General features: G+C 71.9%; 12 protein-coding genes. 3 read left to right on the forward strand and 9 right to left on the reverse strand.

Translation table 11 applies throughout. The features are described 5' to 3' along the window. Positions 1 to 55: 55 nt before the first annotated feature. Both grxC and VO99_RS25255 read right to left on the reverse strand, forming a co-directional pair. Positions 56 to 313 carry a glutaredoxin 3 gene (gene grxC / locus VO99_RS25250; protein ID WP_046115722.1) on the reverse strand — a complete coding sequence of 86 codons (258 nt, stop codon included), beginning with the start codon at positions 311 to 313 and terminating at the stop codon, positions 56 to 58. An 81-nt stretch (positions 314 to 394) separates the two neighbouring features. Continuing rightward, positions 395 to 817, reverse strand: a complete 423-nt coding sequence (locus VO99_RS25255) for a rhodanese-like domain-containing protein (protein ID WP_046115723.1) — start codon at positions 815 to 817, stop codon at positions 395 to 397. Positions 818 to 899: 82 nt separating this feature from the next. Here VO99_RS25255 and gpmA point away from each other — a divergent pair, with 82 nt between their 5' ends. Further along, positions 900 to 1,646, forward strand: coding sequence for a 2,3-diphosphoglycerate-dependent phosphoglycerate mutase (gpmA, locus tag VO99_RS25260; RefSeq protein WP_046115724.1), 747 nt, complete (start codon positions 900 to 902; stop codon positions 1,644 to 1,646). Positions 1,647 to 1,649: 3 nt separating this feature from the next. On the opposite strand, the gene VO99_RS25265 is transcribed toward gpmA, so the two are convergent. The 6 genes from VO99_RS25265 to VO99_RS25290 are packed head-to-tail and all read right to left on the reverse strand — an operon-like array spanning position 1,650 to position 6,183. Then, the gene (locus VO99_RS25265) at positions 1,650 to 2,387 is read right to left on the reverse strand and encodes a lysophospholipid acyltransferase family protein (protein ID WP_046115725.1); all 738 of its coding nucleotides are present in this window, start codon (positions 2,385 to 2,387) and stop codon (positions 1,650 to 1,652) included. Positions 2,388 to 2,398: 11 nt separating this feature from the next. Beyond that, positions 2,399 to 3,715, reverse strand: coding sequence for a dihydroorotase (locus VO99_RS25270; protein ID WP_046115726.1), 1,317 nt, complete (start codon positions 3,713 to 3,715; stop codon positions 2,399 to 2,401). Beyond that, complete coding sequence (locus VO99_RS25275) at positions 3,712 to 4,665, reverse strand: aspartate carbamoyltransferase catalytic subunit (RefSeq protein WP_046115727.1); 954 nt, start codon at positions 4,663 to 4,665, stop codon at positions 3,712 to 3,714. The genes VO99_RS25270 and VO99_RS25275 overlap by 4 nt, the downstream gene beginning before the upstream one ends. Before the next feature lie 5 nt (positions 4,666 to 4,670). Then, complete coding sequence (pyrR, locus tag VO99_RS25280) at positions 4,671 to 5,183, reverse strand: bifunctional pyr operon transcriptional regulator/uracil phosphoribosyltransferase PyrR (RefSeq protein ID WP_046115728.1); 513 nt, start codon at positions 5,181 to 5,183, stop codon at positions 4,671 to 4,673. Further along, entirely contained in the window at positions 5,180 to 5,602 is a 423-nt protein-coding gene (ruvX, locus tag VO99_RS25285; RefSeq protein ID WP_046115729.1) for a Holliday junction resolvase RuvX, read from the reverse strand. Before ruvX ends, pyrR begins: the two co-directional genes overlap by 4 nt. Then, positions 5,599 to 6,183, reverse strand: coding sequence for a YqgE/AlgH family protein (locus tag VO99_RS25290; RefSeq protein ID WP_046115730.1), 585 nt, complete (start codon positions 6,181 to 6,183; stop codon positions 5,599 to 5,601). Before VO99_RS25290 ends, ruvX begins: the two co-directional genes overlap by 4 nt. Positions 6,184 to 6,265: 82 nt before the next feature. On the opposite strand from VO99_RS25290, the gene VO99_RS25295 reads away from it, so the two are divergent. Both VO99_RS25295 and VO99_RS25300 read left to right on the forward strand, forming a co-directional pair. Next, positions 6,266 to 7,489 carry a class I SAM-dependent methyltransferase gene (locus tag VO99_RS25295; protein WP_046115731.1) on the forward strand — a complete coding sequence of 408 codons (1,224 nt, stop codon included), beginning with the start codon at positions 6,266 to 6,268 and terminating at the stop codon, positions 7,487 to 7,489. After that, positions 7,486 to 8,961 carry a cryptochrome/photolyase family protein gene (locus tag VO99_RS25300; protein WP_046115732.1) on the forward strand — a complete coding sequence of 492 codons (1,476 nt, stop codon included), beginning with the start codon at positions 7,486 to 7,488 and terminating at the stop codon, positions 8,959 to 8,961. Before VO99_RS25295 ends, VO99_RS25300 begins: the two co-directional genes overlap by 4 nt. A 25-nt stretch (positions 8,962 to 8,986) precedes the next feature. Here the strand turns inward: VO99_RS25300 and VO99_RS25305 are convergent, their stop codons facing one another. Next, positions 8,987 to 15,277, reverse strand: coding sequence for an Hpt domain-containing protein (locus VO99_RS25305; RefSeq protein ID WP_046115748.1), 6,291 nt, complete (start codon positions 15,275 to 15,277; stop codon positions 8,987 to 8,989). Between the last annotated feature and the right edge of the window lie 18 nt (positions 15,278 to 15,295).

Raw genomic sequence — 15,295 nt, forward strand, 5'->3', positions numbered from 1 at the left:
TGCGGGCTTGATCGCGGATTATGGCGTGCGCGAATGACGCCCCGTGCGGGGCCGCTCAGGCGCCCAGCAGGGGCAGCAGGCCGCCGGCGCGGTCCAGCGCGATGAGGTCGTCGCAGCCACCCACGTGCTGGTCGCCGATGAAGATCTGCGGCACCGTGCGACGGCCGGTGAGCTCGATCATCGTGTCCCGTTCGGCCGGCTGCAGGTCGATGCGGATCTCGTCGATCTCCTTCACGCCGCGCTGCGCAAGCAGCTGCTTGGCGCGGATGCAGTAAGGGCAGACCTGGGTGGTGTACATGCGGACGGTGTTCATGACGCGATTGTCATGAAGTGCCGCCCCGCGGGCAGCACCGCTGGCCAAAGCCTCATGCGCCGTGCAGGCTCTGGCCGGTGTTCAGGCCGATTTCTCGATCGGCAGGCTGGCATCGCGCCAGGCGTTCAGGCCGCCCACCACGGTGCGCACGTCGGCATAGCCGGCCTTGCGCAGCATGCCCGCGGCCCGGTTGACGTTGACGCCCGGACCCCCGATGACCAGCAGCGGCAGTGTCTTGTTGGCCGGCAGGCCCTTGGGCGCGGATTCCAGCGTGGACAGCGGCACGTTGCGCGCGCCGATGGCATGGCCGGCGGCATAGGCCGCGGCTTCGCTGACGTCGATCAGCGTGGCCTTCTCGCGGTTGATGAGGCGTACCGCCTCACCGGTGGGCACGGCGTTGGGGCCGCCGCCGGCCGCAGCCTGCTTCAGCGTGGGCAGCATCAACAACCCGCCGGAGACGATGGCGACGAGCACGAGGTACCAATTGGCGATCAGGAATTGCACGGGTGGGCCAGCAGGGAGCGAAAGACGCGAATTATAGAATTCGCCCCCTTTCCTCCCTCTGCCCCTCGGGCCCGACCGCGCCATGTACAAGCTCGTGCTGATCCGCCACGGCGAATCCACCTGGAACCTCGAGAACCGCTTCACCGGCTGGACCGACGTGCCGCTGACCGCCACCGGCGTGGCCCAGGCCCAGCAGTCGGGCGACCTGCTGCGCGAGGCCGGCTACGAGTTCGATGTGGCCTACACCTCGGTGCTCAAGCGCGCCATCTGGACGCTGTGGCACTGCCTGGACCGCATGGACCGCACCTGGCTGCCGGTGGTCAAGGACTGGCGCCTGAACGAGCGCCACTACGGCGGCCTGCAGGGCCTGAACAAGGCCGAGACGGCCAAGCAGTACGGCGACGAGCAGGTGCTGGTCTGGCGCCGCAGCTACGACACGCCGCCGCCGGCACTGGAAGCGGGCGATCCGCGCAGCGAGCGCGGCGACCTGCGCTACGCGCAGCTCGACCCCGCCCAGGTGCCGCTGACCGAATGCCTCAAGGACACCGTGGCCCGCGTGCTGCCGCTGTGGCACGAGACGCTGGCACCGGCCATCCAGAGCGGCCAGCGCATCGTCATCGCGGCGCACGGCAACAGCATCCGCGCGCTGGTGAAGTACCTGGACAACATCAGCGACGACGACATCGTGGGCCTCAACATCCCCAACGGCATTCCGCTGGTGTACGAGCTGGACGCCGACCTGAAGCCCATCAAGAGCTACTACCTGGGCGACGCCGAAGCCGCCGCCAAGGCCGCCGCGGCCGTGGCCGCACAAGGCAAGAAGAGCTGATCTTCAGCCGCGCTGCAGCGCCTGCTCGACCTGCTGCTGCAACGCCGCCGCCAGCGCCCGCCGGTCGGCATGGGCGCTGGCCTGCGAAGGCAGCCAGCGCACCCGCACCGTGAGGCCGCGGGCGCTGACGATGTTCCACACGCTCTGCAGCAGCGTGGTGTTGCCGACGAACTCCGCCGCCGGGCTCACCGCATGCAGCGGGTCGGCATAGCGCAGCACCGCCGGCTGGATCGGCGTGGCGGTGGTGATCGCCGCATGCAGCAGGTTGGCATGGAAGGGCAGCACGCCCTGCCCGTCGGAGGTGGTGCCTTCGGGGAAGACCGCCACGCACTGGCCGGCCTGCAAGGCCTCGGCCATCTGGTGCACCACGCGCAGTGCATCCCGCTTGCTGGCACGCTCGATGAACAAGGTGCCCACGCTGCGCACCAGCCAGCCGACCACCGGCCAGCCCAGCACGTCGGCCTTGGAGACGAAGCGGGCCTGCGGGCAGCAGGCATGCAGCGCGGCAATGTCCAGCCAGGACACATGGTTGGCCACCACCAGGCCGGCACCCGCGCGCGGATGGCCTTCCACCACCAGCGCGACGCCCAGCGCCTTCAGCACGCCGGCTGACCAGCGTTGGATCTCGCGGTGCCGCCCGGCCGCGTCCAGCGACGGGAACTTCAGCGCAACGATAGCCACGCCCTTGAGCAGTTGCAGCAGCGCCCGCAGCAGCCGCCAGGCCGCGCGTGGCGCACTCACCCTCGGGAAGCTCAAGCGACGGCCGTGCTGTCTTCGTAGGCCACCGTGCCGGCCACCAATGTGGCCTTGACGCGGCCCGGCAGCTCGAAGCCGGTGTGCTCGGGCGCGAACGGCGTGTGCTTGCCCTGGCTCTTCAGGGCGGAGGGCTTGGCCTGCCAGCGCTCGTCGAGGTCGAACACGCACACGTCGGCCACGCCGCCTTCCACCAGCCGGCCGGCACTGGCCGACAGCGAACCCAGCGAGGCGCCCAGCGCCCTCACCGGCTCGCTGGTGATGGTGGCCAGCGCACGCAGCAGGCCGGCGCCGCTGTCCTCGCCCCACTTCAACGCCAGCGGCAAGAGAAGCTCCAGCCCGGTGGCGCCGGGCGTGGCCTCGGCAAAGGGCAGCGTCTTCTCGTCCGCGCTCACCGGGTTGTGGTCGCTGACCAGCGCATCCAGCGTGCCGTCGGCCAGCGCGGCGCGCAGCGCGTCGCGGTCGCGGCCCTGGCGCAGCGGCGGCGTCACGCGCATGGCCGAGTTGAAGTAGCCGATGTCCACGTCGGTCAGGTGCAGCGAGTTGATGCTGACGTCGGCGGTGACCGGCAGGCCCTCGGCCTTGGCCGCGCGCACCAGGGCCACGCCCGCGGCACTGGAGATGCGGCACAGGTGCACCCGCGCGCCGGTGGAGCGCACCAGCTCGAACAGCGTGTGCAGCGCGATGGTCTCGGCCATCGCCGGCACGCCGGCCAGGCCCAGCCGCGTGGCCACGGCACCGCTGGCCGCCACGCCCTTGCCCAGCCACGCATCCTGCGGCCGCACCCAGACGGTGTAGCCGTAGGTGGCGGCATAGAGCAACGCGCGCTGCATCACCAGCGTGTCGGCGATGGGCACCTCGGCCTGCGAGAAGCCGACGCAGCCGGCTTCGGTCAGCTCGGCCATCTCGGTCAGCACCTCGCCGGCCAGGCCGCGGGTCAGCGCGCCCAGCGGGAACAGCCGGCAGCGGCTCAGCTTGCGGGCGCGGAACTTCAGCATCTCGACCAGGCCGGGCTCGTCCAGCGCGGGGTCGGTGTCGGGCGGGCACACCAGGCTGGTGACGCCGCCGGCGGCCGCCGCGGCCAGCTCGCTTTCCAGCATGCCTTCGTGCTCGTGGCCGGGCTCGCGCAGGCGGGCCGCCAGGTCGACCAGGCCGGGCGCGACGATGCGGCCGGTGGCATCGATGCGGCGGTCGGCCGCGAAGTCGCCGGCCTTGCCGATGGACACGATGCGGTCGGAGGCGATGGCGATGTCGGTGACTTCGTCGCGGCCCGAGGCCGGGTCGATCACGCGGCCGTTCTGGATCAGGATCTTCATGCCTCGTTCCCAGCAATGATGCTCATGACCGCCATGCGCACCGCGATGCCGAAGGTCACTTGCGGAAGGATCACGCTCTGCGTGCCGTCGGCCACGGTGGAGTCGATCTCCACGCCGCGGTTGATCGGCCCCGGGTGCATCACGATGGCGTCGGGCTTGGCCAGCGCCAGCTTCTCGGGCGTGAGGCCGAAGCTCTTGAAGAACTCGCCAGCGCTGGGCAGCATCGCGCCGCTCATGCGCTCGTTCTGCAGCCGCAGCATGATGATCACGTCGGCATCACGGATGCCGTCGGCCATGTCGTGGCACACCCGCACGCCCATCTGCGCCAGGTCGGCCGGCACCAGCGTCTTGGGGCCCACCGCGCGGATCTCGGGCACGCCCAGGGTGGTGAGTGCATGGATGTCGGAGCGGGCCACGCGCGAGTGCACGATGTCGCCCACCACCGCCACCGTGAGGTTGCGGAAGTCCTTCTTGAAGTGCCGGATGGTGTACATGTCCAGCAGGCCCTGCGTGGGGTGCGCATGGCGGCCGTCGCCGGCATTGACCACGTGCACGTGCGGCGCGCAGTGCTGGGCGATCAGGTAGGGCGCGCCGCTTTCGCTGTGGCGCACCACGAACATGTCGGCATGCATGGCCGACAGGTTGGCGATGGTGTCCAGCAGGCTCTCGCCCTTGGCGGTGCTGCTGCGCGCGATGTCCAGGTTGAGCACGTCGGCCGACAGCCGCTTGGCCGCGATCTCGAAGGTGGTGCGGGTGCGGGTGCTGTTCTCGAAGAACAGGTTGAACACGCTCTTGCCGCGCAGCAGCGGCACCTTCTTCACGTCGCGGTCGTTCACGCTGAGGAAGGTGCCCGCGGTGTCCAGGATCTGCGTGACGACGTCGCGCGGCAGGCCCTCGATGGACAGCAGGTGGATCAGCTCGCCGTGCTTGTTGAGTTGCGGATTCTTCATGCGTGTCACTCCCCGGCCCCGGTCGCTTCCACCGCGAAGCGCAGCCGCCCGTCGTCGTGACGGGCCAGCGACAGGCGCTGCGTGGCCGGCAGCGTGAGCCGCGCGGCGGCACAGGCCGCTTGTATAGGCAACTCGCGCCCGCCGCGGTCCACCAGCACCGCCAGCGTCACGCTGGCCGGGCGGCCGAAGTCGAACAGCTCGTTGACCACCGCGCGGATGGTGCGGCCGGTGTAGAGCACGTCGTCCACCAGCACGATGTGCTTGCCGTCGATCTCGAAAGGCAGCCGGGTGGCGTCGACGCCGGCGGCCATGCCGCGCTGGCCGAAGTCGTCGCGGTGCAGGGCGCTGGAGATCACGCCGTGCTCGCCGGGCAGGCCCAGGTCGGCCTGCAGCCGCTCGGCCAGCCAGGCGCCGCCGGACCACACGCCCACCAGCACCGCGCCGGGCTGCAGCAGCCCGCGCACGCCGTTGCGCAGCTCGGCATAAAGCGCCTCGGCGTCGAGGGACAGAGTACTCATGGTTGGGCTCTCAGAAACTGGTCAAGGATGATCGCGGCCGAGGCCGCATCCACGTCGGCGGCGCCGCCGGCCAGGGCCTCGGTGGTGCTGTAGCGCTCGTCCACCTCGTGCACCGGCAAGCGCAGCCGGCCATGCAGCTGGCGGGCGAAGCGCTGCGCGCGGCGGGTATTGTCGTGCGGCGTGCCGTCGGGGTGCAGCGGCACGCCCACCACCAGCGCATCGGGCTGCCACTCGCGCACCAGCTTCTCGATGGCGGCAAAGCGCGCGTCGCCCTCGGCCGCGATGGTCTTCAGCGGCGTGGCACTGCGCAGCAGCGTGTTGCCGCTGGCCACGCCCACGCGGCGCGTGCCGTAGTCGAAAGCGAGAAAGGAACGGGTGGCGGGCGGCGCAGGGCGGGGGGCGTCGGGCTGGTCGCTCACGCGTGCCCCGCCTCCCCGCTCAGCATGCGCGGGTCGATGCCCAGCAGCGACAAGGCCTTGTCGTAGCGCTGCGCGATCGGCGTGTCGAAGATGACTTCGGGCGTGGCATTGACGGTCAGCCAGCCGTTGCGGCCGATCTCTTCCTCGAGCTGGCCGGCGCCCCAGCCGCTGTAGCCCAGCGTGACCAGGATCTTGCGCGGGCCGGCACCGTTGGACAGCGCTTCCAGCACGTCCTTGCTGGTGGTCATCTCCAGCTCGCCGCCGGGGATGGCCATGGTGGAGTTGTAGTGGCCGCCGCTGCCGGAGAGCTTCTCGTGCAGCACGAAGCCGCGCTCGGTCTGCACCGGGCCGCCGAAGTACACCGGCGCGTCGGCCAGGTCTTCGCGCTCCAGCGGCAGCTCCACCTTCTCGAACAGGTTGCGCAGCTTGATGTCGATCGGCTTGTTGATCACCAGGCCCAGCGCACCGCGTTCGGTGTGCTCGCACAGGTACACCACGGCGCCGACAAAGTTCTCGTCGGCCATGCCGGGCATGGCGATCAGGAACTGATTCGTGAGATTGATGCGGGCGCTGTCGGCCATGCGGGGGATTCTAGTGCGGCCCGACCGGTGCTATGGCGGGCCCGATAATCGCCAAGGCCTTCCCGCCCCTGCTGCCCACCCCATGACCGCGCCTGCCGATACCGTACCCACCGACCGCTTCTTCGCGCTGCTGGCCGAGAGCCTGGCCGCGGGCACGCTGGCCAAGCTGGTGCTGGGCAAGTACCACGGCCCCGAGGCCGACCTGCAGCGGCTGACCGCGCGGCCGGTGCTGCTGCGCGGCCAGCCGCACCTGAGCTTCGTCTACACCCATCGCACCAAGGACATCACCAAGAACCACCCGGTGGACGAGGCGATGGCGCTGCTACGCGGGCTGGCCGGCCCGGCCTTCGGCCACGCCCACCTGCTGACCACCGCGGAAGACGTGCAGCTGCTGTTCAGCCGCAAGGGCAAGCCCGCGCTGGTGCGCCGGCCCACCGCGCAGCCGCGCGAAGCCGCCGTGGCGCATGACCGCGAGAAACACCGCTTCCTCGACCTGGGCCGGCCCTTCCTGCGCGAGCTGGGCGTCACCGACGCGCAGCACAAGCTGGTGCCGGCGATGTCGCGCAAGTGGAAGCAGATCAACAAGTTCGTCGAGGTGCTGGACCATGCCTTCGACGGCAGTGCGCTGGCACAGGGCAGCGCGCCGGTGAAGGTGCTGGACTTCGGCGCCGGCAAGGGCTACCTCACCTTCGCGGTGCACGACTACCTGACCCACACCCGCGGCCGGCCCGCCGAGGTCACCGGCGTCGAGCTGCGCGAGGACATGGTGCAGCTGTGTGAAGGCGCGGCCCGCAAGCTGGACCTGACGGGCCTGCACTTCAGGCTCGGCGACGTGGGCAGCATCGAGACCGGCCCCACCGACGTGATGATCGCGCTGCATGCCTGCGACACCGCCACCGACCATGCGCTGCACCGCGGCATCACGGCCGGCGCTTCCATCATCCTCAGCGCGCCCTGCTGTCACAAGCAGATCCGCCCGCAGATGAAGAGCCCGGCGCTGCTGCAGCCGATGCTGCAGCACGGCATCCACCTGGGCCAGCAGGCCGAGATGGTGACCGACAGCCTGCGCGCGCTGCTGCTGGAAGCGCATGGCTATGCCACGCAGGTGTTCGAGTTCATCTCGCTGGAGCACACCAGCAAGAACAAGATGATCCTGGCGGTCAAGCGCCCCGGCCTGCCGGCGGCGAAGCGGGAGGCGCTGCGGGCGCAGATCGCGGAGATCAAGGCCTTCTACGGCATCCGCGAGCACTGCCTGGAGACGCTGCTCGACGCCCGCAGCCCGGCGCCCGAGGCCACGCCCGCATGAAGGCGCTGGATGCGGCGCTGATGTGGTTCCGGCGCGACCTGCGGGCCGAGGACAACGCCGCCCTCTTCCATGCGCTGAAGGCCGCGCGCCAGGTGCATTGCGTGTTCATCTTCGACAGCACGATCCTGGACGAACTGCCGCGCGCCGACCGCCGGGTGGAGTTCATCCGCGACAGCCTGGTGGGCCTGGACGCCCAGCTGCGCTCGATGGCCGCCGCACACGGCGTGGACGGCGCCGGCCTGATCGTGCGCCACGGCGTGGCGGTGCAGGAGCTGCCGCGGCTGGCCGACCAGCTGCATGTGCAGGCGGTGTACACCAACCACGACGACGAGCCCTATGCGCTGGCGCGCGATGCCAAGGTGCGCGGCGCGCTGGCCAACCTGGGCATCAGCTTCCACACCAGCAAGGACCATGTGGTGTTCGAGCGCTCGGAGGTGCTGACCGCCACCGGCAGCCCGTACAGCGTGTTCACACCCTACAAGAACGCCTGGCTGAAGAAGGTCGACGACTTCTACCTCAGCGCCTACCCCGTCTCGCGCCATGCCGGTGCGCTGGCGCCGCGGCCCGATGGCGATTGCTCCGAGGTGCCTTCGCTGGAGGACATCGGCTTCCAGCGCACCAACCTGCATGAACTCAAGCTGCCCAGCGGGCCGGTGGGCGCGCTGGAGCTGATGGCCGACTTCCGCGAACGGATGGACCGCTACGACGACGCCCGCAACTATCCGTCGGTGAAGGGGCCGAGCTACATGGGCCCGCACCTGCGCTTCGGCACGGTGTCGGTGCGGCAGCTGGCGCGCGAGGCGCATGCGCTGGCGGGCCAGGGCTCGCGGGGCGCGGCCACCTGGTTGTCGGAGCTGATCTGGCGCGACTTCTACCACCAGATCCTGCACCACCATCCGCATGTGGTGGGCCATGCCTACAAGCCCGAATACGACGCCATCAAGTGGGACCACGGCAAGGCCGCCGACGCGCTGTTCGCCGCCTGGTGCGAAGGCCGCACCGGCTACCCGCTGGTGGACGCGGCCATGCACCAGCTGAACCAGACCGGCTACATGCACAACCGGCTGCGCATGGTGACGGCCAGCTTCCTGTGCAAGGACCTGGGCATCGACTGGCGCCGCGGCGAGGCCTACTTCGCGCTGCACCTGAACGACTACGACCTGGCCGCCAACAACGGCGGCTGGCAGTGGGCCGCTTCCACGGGCTGCGATGCGCAGCCCTACTTCCGCATCTTCAACCCGGTGTCGCAGAGCGAGAAGTTCGATGCGGACGGCAAGTTCATCCGCCGCTACCTGCCGCCACTGGCGCGGCTGCCCGACAAGCTGATCCACGCGCCGTGGCTGGCAACGCCGATCGAGCTGGCCGCCGCGGGCGTGACGCTGGGCAAGGACTACCCGCGCCCGGTGGTGGACCACAACGAGGCGCGGGCCAGGACCCTGGAGCGCTTCTCGGTGGTGAAACGCCCCGCATGAAGCGGGGCGGCCGGGCGGGGCCGAGTCACCCGGGCTGCGAAGCCTCGGCCGCGTAGCGCGCCACCAGGGCCAGCAGCTGCTCTTCCGAGTAGGGCTTGCCCAGGTAGTGGTCCACGCCCAGCTCGGCCGCCACGTCGCGGTGCTTCTGGGCGATGCGCGAGGTGATCATCACCACCGGCAGGTCGCGCAGGCGCTCGTCGGCGCGCAGGTTGCGCACCAGGTCGAAGCCGTCCATGCGCGGCATCTCGATGTCGGTCAGCAGCACCGCGGGGCGCTCGCCGGCCAGCTTCTCCAGGCCTTCCAGCCCGTCCTTGGCCAGCGCCACGCGGTAGCCCTCGCGCTGCAGCAGCCGCTGCGTCACGCGGCGCACCGTCAGCGAATCGTCCACCACCAGCACCAGCGGCGCCAGCGGTGCGACGGGTGCCGCAGCCGAGGCGGCCGGCTGGCCGCCCTGCCCCGCCTCGCGTGCGGCGGCCTGGGCACCGTCGCCGTACAGGCTGGCCAGCGCCACCGGGTTGTAGATCAGCGTCGGCGCGCCGGAGGCCAGCAGCGTGACGCCCACCAGGCCCGGCAGCCGCGAGAGCTGCGCGCCCAGGTTCTTGACCACCACCTCGTGGTTGCCGACCACCTCGTCCACATGCAGCACCACGCGCTGCTGCGCGCTGCGGATGACCACCAGCGCCTGCGTGCGTGACGCGTCCACGCCGCGCGGGCTGCCGTGCAGCAGGGCGCCCAGCCAGAAGAAGGGCAGCCCCTGGTCGCCGACCTGGCATTGCCCGCTGGCATAGGCCTGCGCCACCTCGGCAGCGGGCACGCGGCGCACCGCCTCCACCAGCGGCGAGGGCACGGCCACCGTGAGGTCGCCGGCACGCAGCATCACCACCTGCGTCACCGCGGTGGTCAGCGGCAGCACCAGGCGGAAGCTGGTGCCCTGGCCCCAACTCGTCGCGGTCTCGATGCGGCCGCCCATGGCCACGACCTCGCTGCGCACCACGTCCATGCCCACGCCGCGGCCGGCCAGCTCGGTCACTTCGCGGGCGGTGGTCAGGCCGGGCGCGAACACCAGCTGCGCCAGCTCGCCATCGCTCACCGCCGCGTCAGGGCCGAGCAGCCCCAGCTCCATGCCGCGCTGGCGCAGGCCCAGCAGGTCGAGACCGCCGCCGTCGTCGCGCACCTCCACGCCCACCTCGTTGCCCGCATGGCTGAGCGAGACGGTGATGCGGCCCACCGGGTCCTTGCCCCGCTGCGCCCGCAGCTCGGCCGGCTCGATGCCGTGCACCACGCAGTTGCGCAGCAGGTGCTCGAAGGCACCCGTCATGCGGTCCAGCACGCCACGGTCCACCTCGATGGCGCCGCCGACGATGTCCAGCCGCACCTGCTTGCCGGTCTCCTTGCTGGCCTGGCGCACCACGCGGTAGAGGCGATCGGCGATGCCCTCGAACTCCACCATGCGGGTGCGCAGCAGGTCGTCCTGCAGGTCGCGCGTGAGGCGGCCCTGCGCGGCCAGCTCGTCCTCGGCGGTCTGCAGGCTGCGCTGCAGGCTGCGCTGTACCGTGGCCACGTCGTTGACCGACTCGGCCATCATCCGCGTGAGCTCCTGGAAGCGCGTGAAGCGGTCCATCTCCAGCGGATCGAAGCTCTGCGCGGCCTTGGCCGCCTCGATGCGCGAGCTGATCTGCGTCTCGGCCTGCAGCTCCAGGTCGCGCAGCTGGCGGCGCAGGCGCTCCAGGTTCTCGGTCAGGTCGCCCAGCGAATGCTTCATCGTCACCAGCTCGGTGTCGATGCGCGAGCGGGTGATCGACACCTCGCCGGCATGGTTGACCAGCCGGTCCAGCAGCGGCGCGCGCACGCGCACCGGGGCCTGCTGTGCCGGCGCGGCCAATGGCGCCGCCGGCACGTCGGCCGGCTGGGCGGGCGCGGCGAAGCGCGACCAGTCGATGGCCGAAGGCTCGGGCTGCGGCTGTGCCTGCGGCGGCGCGGGCAACGTGAACAGCGGCTGGGGCGCCTGCATCGTCGGCAGCGGCTCCGGCGGCACGGGCTGCAGCGGCGGCAGCTCAGGCAGCGCCTGCTCGGGCGAGGCATCGATGGTGAAGCCGAAGCCGGTGTCCACCGCCGGTTCCGGCTCGCCGCGCTGCAGACCTTCGAAGGTGCTGTTCAGCGCATCGACACGGGCCTGCAGCGCCTCCACGTCGGCCGCGGCCACCAGCTCGCGTGCCAGCAGGTGCTCGATGGCGGTTTCCAGTCGGTGCGCCATCTCGCCCAGTCGCATGGCGCCGGCCAGGCGGGCACCGCCCTTGAGCGTGTGCAGCGTGCGCATGCAGGCCGATGCGCCAGCCGGGTCGTCGGGGCGCTGCGCCCAGTCGCGCAGGCGGGCGGCCAACTGCGGCAGCAGCTCCTGCGCCTCTTCCTCGAAGATGGGAAACAGCTCGGCATCCACCGCGTCGACGGCGTCGATGCTGTCCTCGTCGTCCAGCGCCAGCGCGCCGGCACGCGGTGCCTCGAAGACCGGCTCGGGGGCCAGCGGCTTGACCTCGACACCGGGCAGCGCGTCGGCGATCGGGATGAGGTTGGGCTGAGGCTCGGGCTCCGGCTCCGGCTCGGGCTCCGGCTCGGGCTCGGGCTCGGGCTCGGGCGCTGCGGCCGCGTCGGCGGCCAGGTGGTGCCAGTCGCTGCCGTCGTCCAGACGGCCAGGCAGCGTGCCGCTGCCGGTGTCCAGCACCTGCTCCGCGGCCAGCGGGGCGGCGGCTTCGGCCAGCTGCCGCTCGCAGGCCTGCAGCCGCTGGATCAGCTCCGGCGACGGGCTGCGCAGGAAGCCGGCGGCGAACTGGTGCAGCAGATGACGGATCTCGTCGCTGACCTGGTTGAACAGCCGCGAGGTGGCGCCATCGCCCTGCCCCAGCGCCTGCGCATGGGCCAGCGTGTGTTCCAGCAGGCGCGCCAGCTGGGACAGCTCGGCAAAGCCCACCGTGGCCGAATTGCCGGCCAGCGAATGCGCCAGCGAGACCGCCGTCTCGCCCACCGGGCGGTGCAGCTCCAGCGCCCATTCGGCCAGCTCGATGCCCAGGCGGCGCGACTGCTCGTCGGCCTCGGCCAGGAAGATGTTGAACAGCGCCTGCGGCACCGCCAGGTCGCCGACCATCTTGTAGTCGTCGGCCGGCGGGGCCGCCGGCTGCGGCTCGGGCAGCGCATCGGCCTCGGGCGTGCCGAAGTCCAGCGCCAGCCAGTCGTCGGCCGGCACCGGCGGCAGGCCGGGCAGCGCCAGCGACGGCGGCGGCTCGGCGGCCGGCTCGGACAGCGGGGTGATGCTGAAGTCGGGCCAGGCATCCACCAGGGTGGACACCTCGGGCTCGGGCAGTGGTTCCACTGCAGGCTCGGCCACCGGAGCGTCGGGCTGCGCGAGCGGCTCCGGCTCGCCGGGCAGGTCCAGGTCGGGCAACAACGCCATCGGCGAAGTCATCAGCGGCTGCAGCTCTGGGGCGCGTGCGGCCTGCGTCGGGTCCGGCAGGTCGAAGCCGAAGTCCAGGTCCAGCGCATCCGCCGACGGCAGGTCGGGCACCGCGGCCAGCAGCGGTGCGGTGTCGGCCAGCGGCGGCGTGGCAGGCTCCGGCAGCACCAGCGGCGGGGTGCGGTCCACCGGCTCGGTGAGCACGGCTTCCAGCGCGCCGTATTCCGACTGGCCGCCCGCATCCACCAGGGGCACCGGGCCGGTGATCGGCTCGGGCAGCTCGCCGGGCTGGCTGTCGGCCAGGCCGTCGTCGGTGGCAGCGGCCACCGAGGGCAGGAACAGCGGCTCGCGCCGGCCCTGCAGCCGCAGCGCGTCGGCCACCTGCTGCACCGGCTGCGGCGCATGGCCGCCGGCGCGGCCCTCGGCCAGCGCCTGCACCCAGTCGGCCAGGTAGTCCAGCAGCTCGGCGGTGACGGCCAGCAGGTCGTCGTCGGCCGGCAGGTGGCTGGCCAGGCGGGCGTTGTAGAGCTGTTCGGCGGCCCAGGCGGCCTCGCCGAACGCGTTCAGGCCGACCATGCGACCACTGCCCTTGAGCGTGTGGAAGGCCCGGCGCAGCACCGTCATGCGGCCGAGGTCGTCGCGGTGCAGCGTCAGGCCCTGCAGCGCGGCGGCGGCCGCCTCGAACACCTCGCGCGCCTCTTCCAGGAAGACCTCGCGCATCTCGGCGTCGTCGTCGCCGAAGCCTTCGGTGACGGGCAGCGCAGCGGCCGGCACGGGCGCCGGCTCGGGCTCGGGTTGCGGCGCAAGCGACGGCAGCTCGGGCAGGTCCAGGTCGAGCGTGGCGGCGGGCTCGGGCGACGTCGGCGCGGGGGCCTGCAGCGCCGGCAGCGGCGCATCGGCCGGCTCGGCCGGCCAGTCCAGCGTCAGATCGGGCAATGCGGCCGGCTCGGCGGGCACGGGCTGCGGCGGCTGCGCGGTGGCGGGCTCCGGCGCCCAGGGCACGGCGGGCTCCAGCACCGGCGGCGGTGGCACCACCGTGGCCTCGGGCTCGGTCGGGGTCGGTGCTGCGACCTCGTCGGACATGGCCGCCACGGCCGGGGCCGCCATGCGGTGCGCCGCGCCGCTGCCCACGTTGGAGCGCAGCAGGCCGCTGTCGGCATCGAAGCTGAACAGCGACTTGGCCACCTGCGGCTGCACGCTCAGCATGTCGATCAGGAAGCCCAGCATGCCGAGGTTGGCGGCCAGGCGGTCGAAGCGCTGCACGTCGGCACCGGCATCGCCGCCGGCATGCAGCAGCGCATCGACGTCGTCGCGCATGCGCAGCACGGCCTGGCTGGCATGGTCGAAGCCCAGCACCGACAGCACGCCACGCATCGCCTGCAGCTGGCCGGGCACCGGCATCAGCGGCTCCACCGCCTGCGGCGTGCGGAAGTACAGGTCGATCTGCTTTTCACTCTCGGCCAGCGAGGCACGCAGTTCCTGCACCACGCTGCCCATGGTCTGCCGGTCGGACACCCGCCGGTACAGCGATTCCATCCAGCCTTCCAGCGGCTGCGCGGCTGCGCCGCCGCGGGCGGCGTCGATGCGCTCGGCCAGCCGCTGCACGCGCTGGATCTCGTCGGGGCGGTCGAAATCCGCGTCCTCCAGCGAGGCGTCCACGTACAGCACGCTGGTCGCCACCTCCATCGCCAGCCCGGCCGGCGGCGCCTGGCCGCTGTCGGCGGTGCCGGCCACGGCGTCGTGCAGCGCAGCGGCCAGGCGCTCGCCGCCCGGAAACAGGCGGCGCAGCGATTCCCCCACCAGCGCGAACAGTTCGCCGATGCCGTTGAGCCGGTGCAGTTCACCGCCTGCCACGGCCGACCAGGCATCCCGCGCCACCGCCACGCGCTTGCGCGCCTGCGACACCCAGGCGGGATCGAAGCGGCCCAGCCGGCTGGTCTCGTAGTCCACCGCCGGCAGCACCGGCAGGCCCCAGGCCTCGCGCACCGCGGCCAGCCGCGGCGCGGCCGTGCCTTCGGCGGCCGGCAGGGCCTGCGCGCAGAAGAACAGCAGGTCGTGCGCCAGCCGCTGGGTGGCCGGGCTGGCGGCCAGCGCGTGGGCATCCCGCTCGCCGGCACGCAGCTGCGCCATCAGCCGGGCGGCGATGCGCTTGGTGTGCATGTCGGTGCGCAGCAGCCGCGCGGCCTGTGCCTCGAAGAAGGCGCCGGCCAGCTTCCACAGCGTGGCCGCATGCTGGTGGCGGGTGCCGGCGCCCAGGCCGGCGAACAGGTCGCTCAGCTGCCGGGCGGCCGGGCCGTCGGGCTGGCGCATCATGGCCAGCGTCTGGGTTTCCACCGCGGCGCGGGCATCGGCATCCAGCGGCCGCGGCTCGGCGGCGGCGTCGGCCGGCATTTCGCGCCAGCGCCATTCCACCGGCCACAGGTCGGCCGGGTGCGCCCGCTCGGCGCCAGCCAGTTCCTGCACCGCGCGGTACTGCGGAAACAGCAGCAGCGGCGACACCGGCTTGCCGGCCAGCAGCCGCTGCAGGTAGTCCAGCAGCGCGAAGGAAGCGAACTCGATGGTGTCCACCGCCGCGGCGTTCAGCTTGCGCTGGCCCACCTGCTGCGCCAGCGCCTGCTCCGCCGCGCGCAACAGCACGGCGGCCGACGGCAGGCCGATCAGCTCCAGCGCGCCGGTGCCCTGGTGGAATGCCTGTTGCGCCTGGCGCAGCAGGGCCGGGTCGCCGCCAGCGGCGTCGGTGCCGGCGTCGGCCTCCTTCAGGTGGCGGCGCAGCGACTTGTGCGCCAGCTCCAGCGAACGCCGCAGTTCTTCATGCACCCAGGACAGCGCGGTGAGGTCTTCGGTGTGGTCGCGCGACAGGTGCGCAGGCATGGCAGCGGACATGGATTC

This window comes from Aquincola tertiaricarbonis (assembly GCF_000969605.1).
Classification (GTDB): Bacteria; Pseudomonadota; Gammaproteobacteria; order Burkholderiales; family Burkholderiaceae_C; genus Aquincola; species Aquincola tertiaricarbonis.

What these genes read in the sequence shown, in the direction of transcription:
- grxC (WP_046115722.1), bottom strand. Translation starts at nt 313, where the DNA reads ATGAACACCGTCCGCATGTACACCACCCAGGTCTGCCCTTACTGCATC.
- gpmA (WP_046115724.1), top strand. Translation starts at nt 900, where the DNA reads ATGTACAAGCTCGTGCTGATCCGCCACGGCGAATCCACCTGGAACCTC.
- VO99_RS25270 (WP_046115726.1), bottom strand. Translation starts at nt 3,715, where the DNA reads ATGAAGATCCTGATCCAGAACGGCCGCGTGATCGACCCGGCCTCGGGC.
- VO99_RS25275 (WP_046115727.1), bottom strand. Translation starts at nt 4,665, where the DNA reads ATGAAGAATCCGCAACTCAACAAGCACGGCGAGCTGATCCACCTGCTG.
- pyrR (WP_046115728.1), bottom strand. Translation starts at nt 5,183, where the DNA reads ATGAGTACTCTGTCCCTCGACGCCGAGGCGCTTTATGCCGAGCTGCGC.
- VO99_RS25290 (WP_046115730.1), bottom strand. Translation starts at nt 6,183, where the DNA reads ATGGCCGACAGCGCCCGCATCAATCTCACGAATCAGTTCCTGATCGCC.
- VO99_RS25295 (WP_046115731.1), top strand. Translation starts at nt 6,266, where the DNA reads ATGACCGCGCCTGCCGATACCGTACCCACCGACCGCTTCTTCGCGCTG.
- VO99_RS25300 (WP_046115732.1), top strand. Translation starts at nt 7,486, where the DNA reads ATGAAGGCGCTGGATGCGGCGCTGATGTGGTTCCGGCGCGACCTGCGG.
- VO99_RS25305 (WP_046115748.1), bottom strand. Translation starts at nt 15,277, where the DNA reads ATGCCTGCGCACCTGTCGCGCGACCACACCGAAGACCTCACCGCGCTG.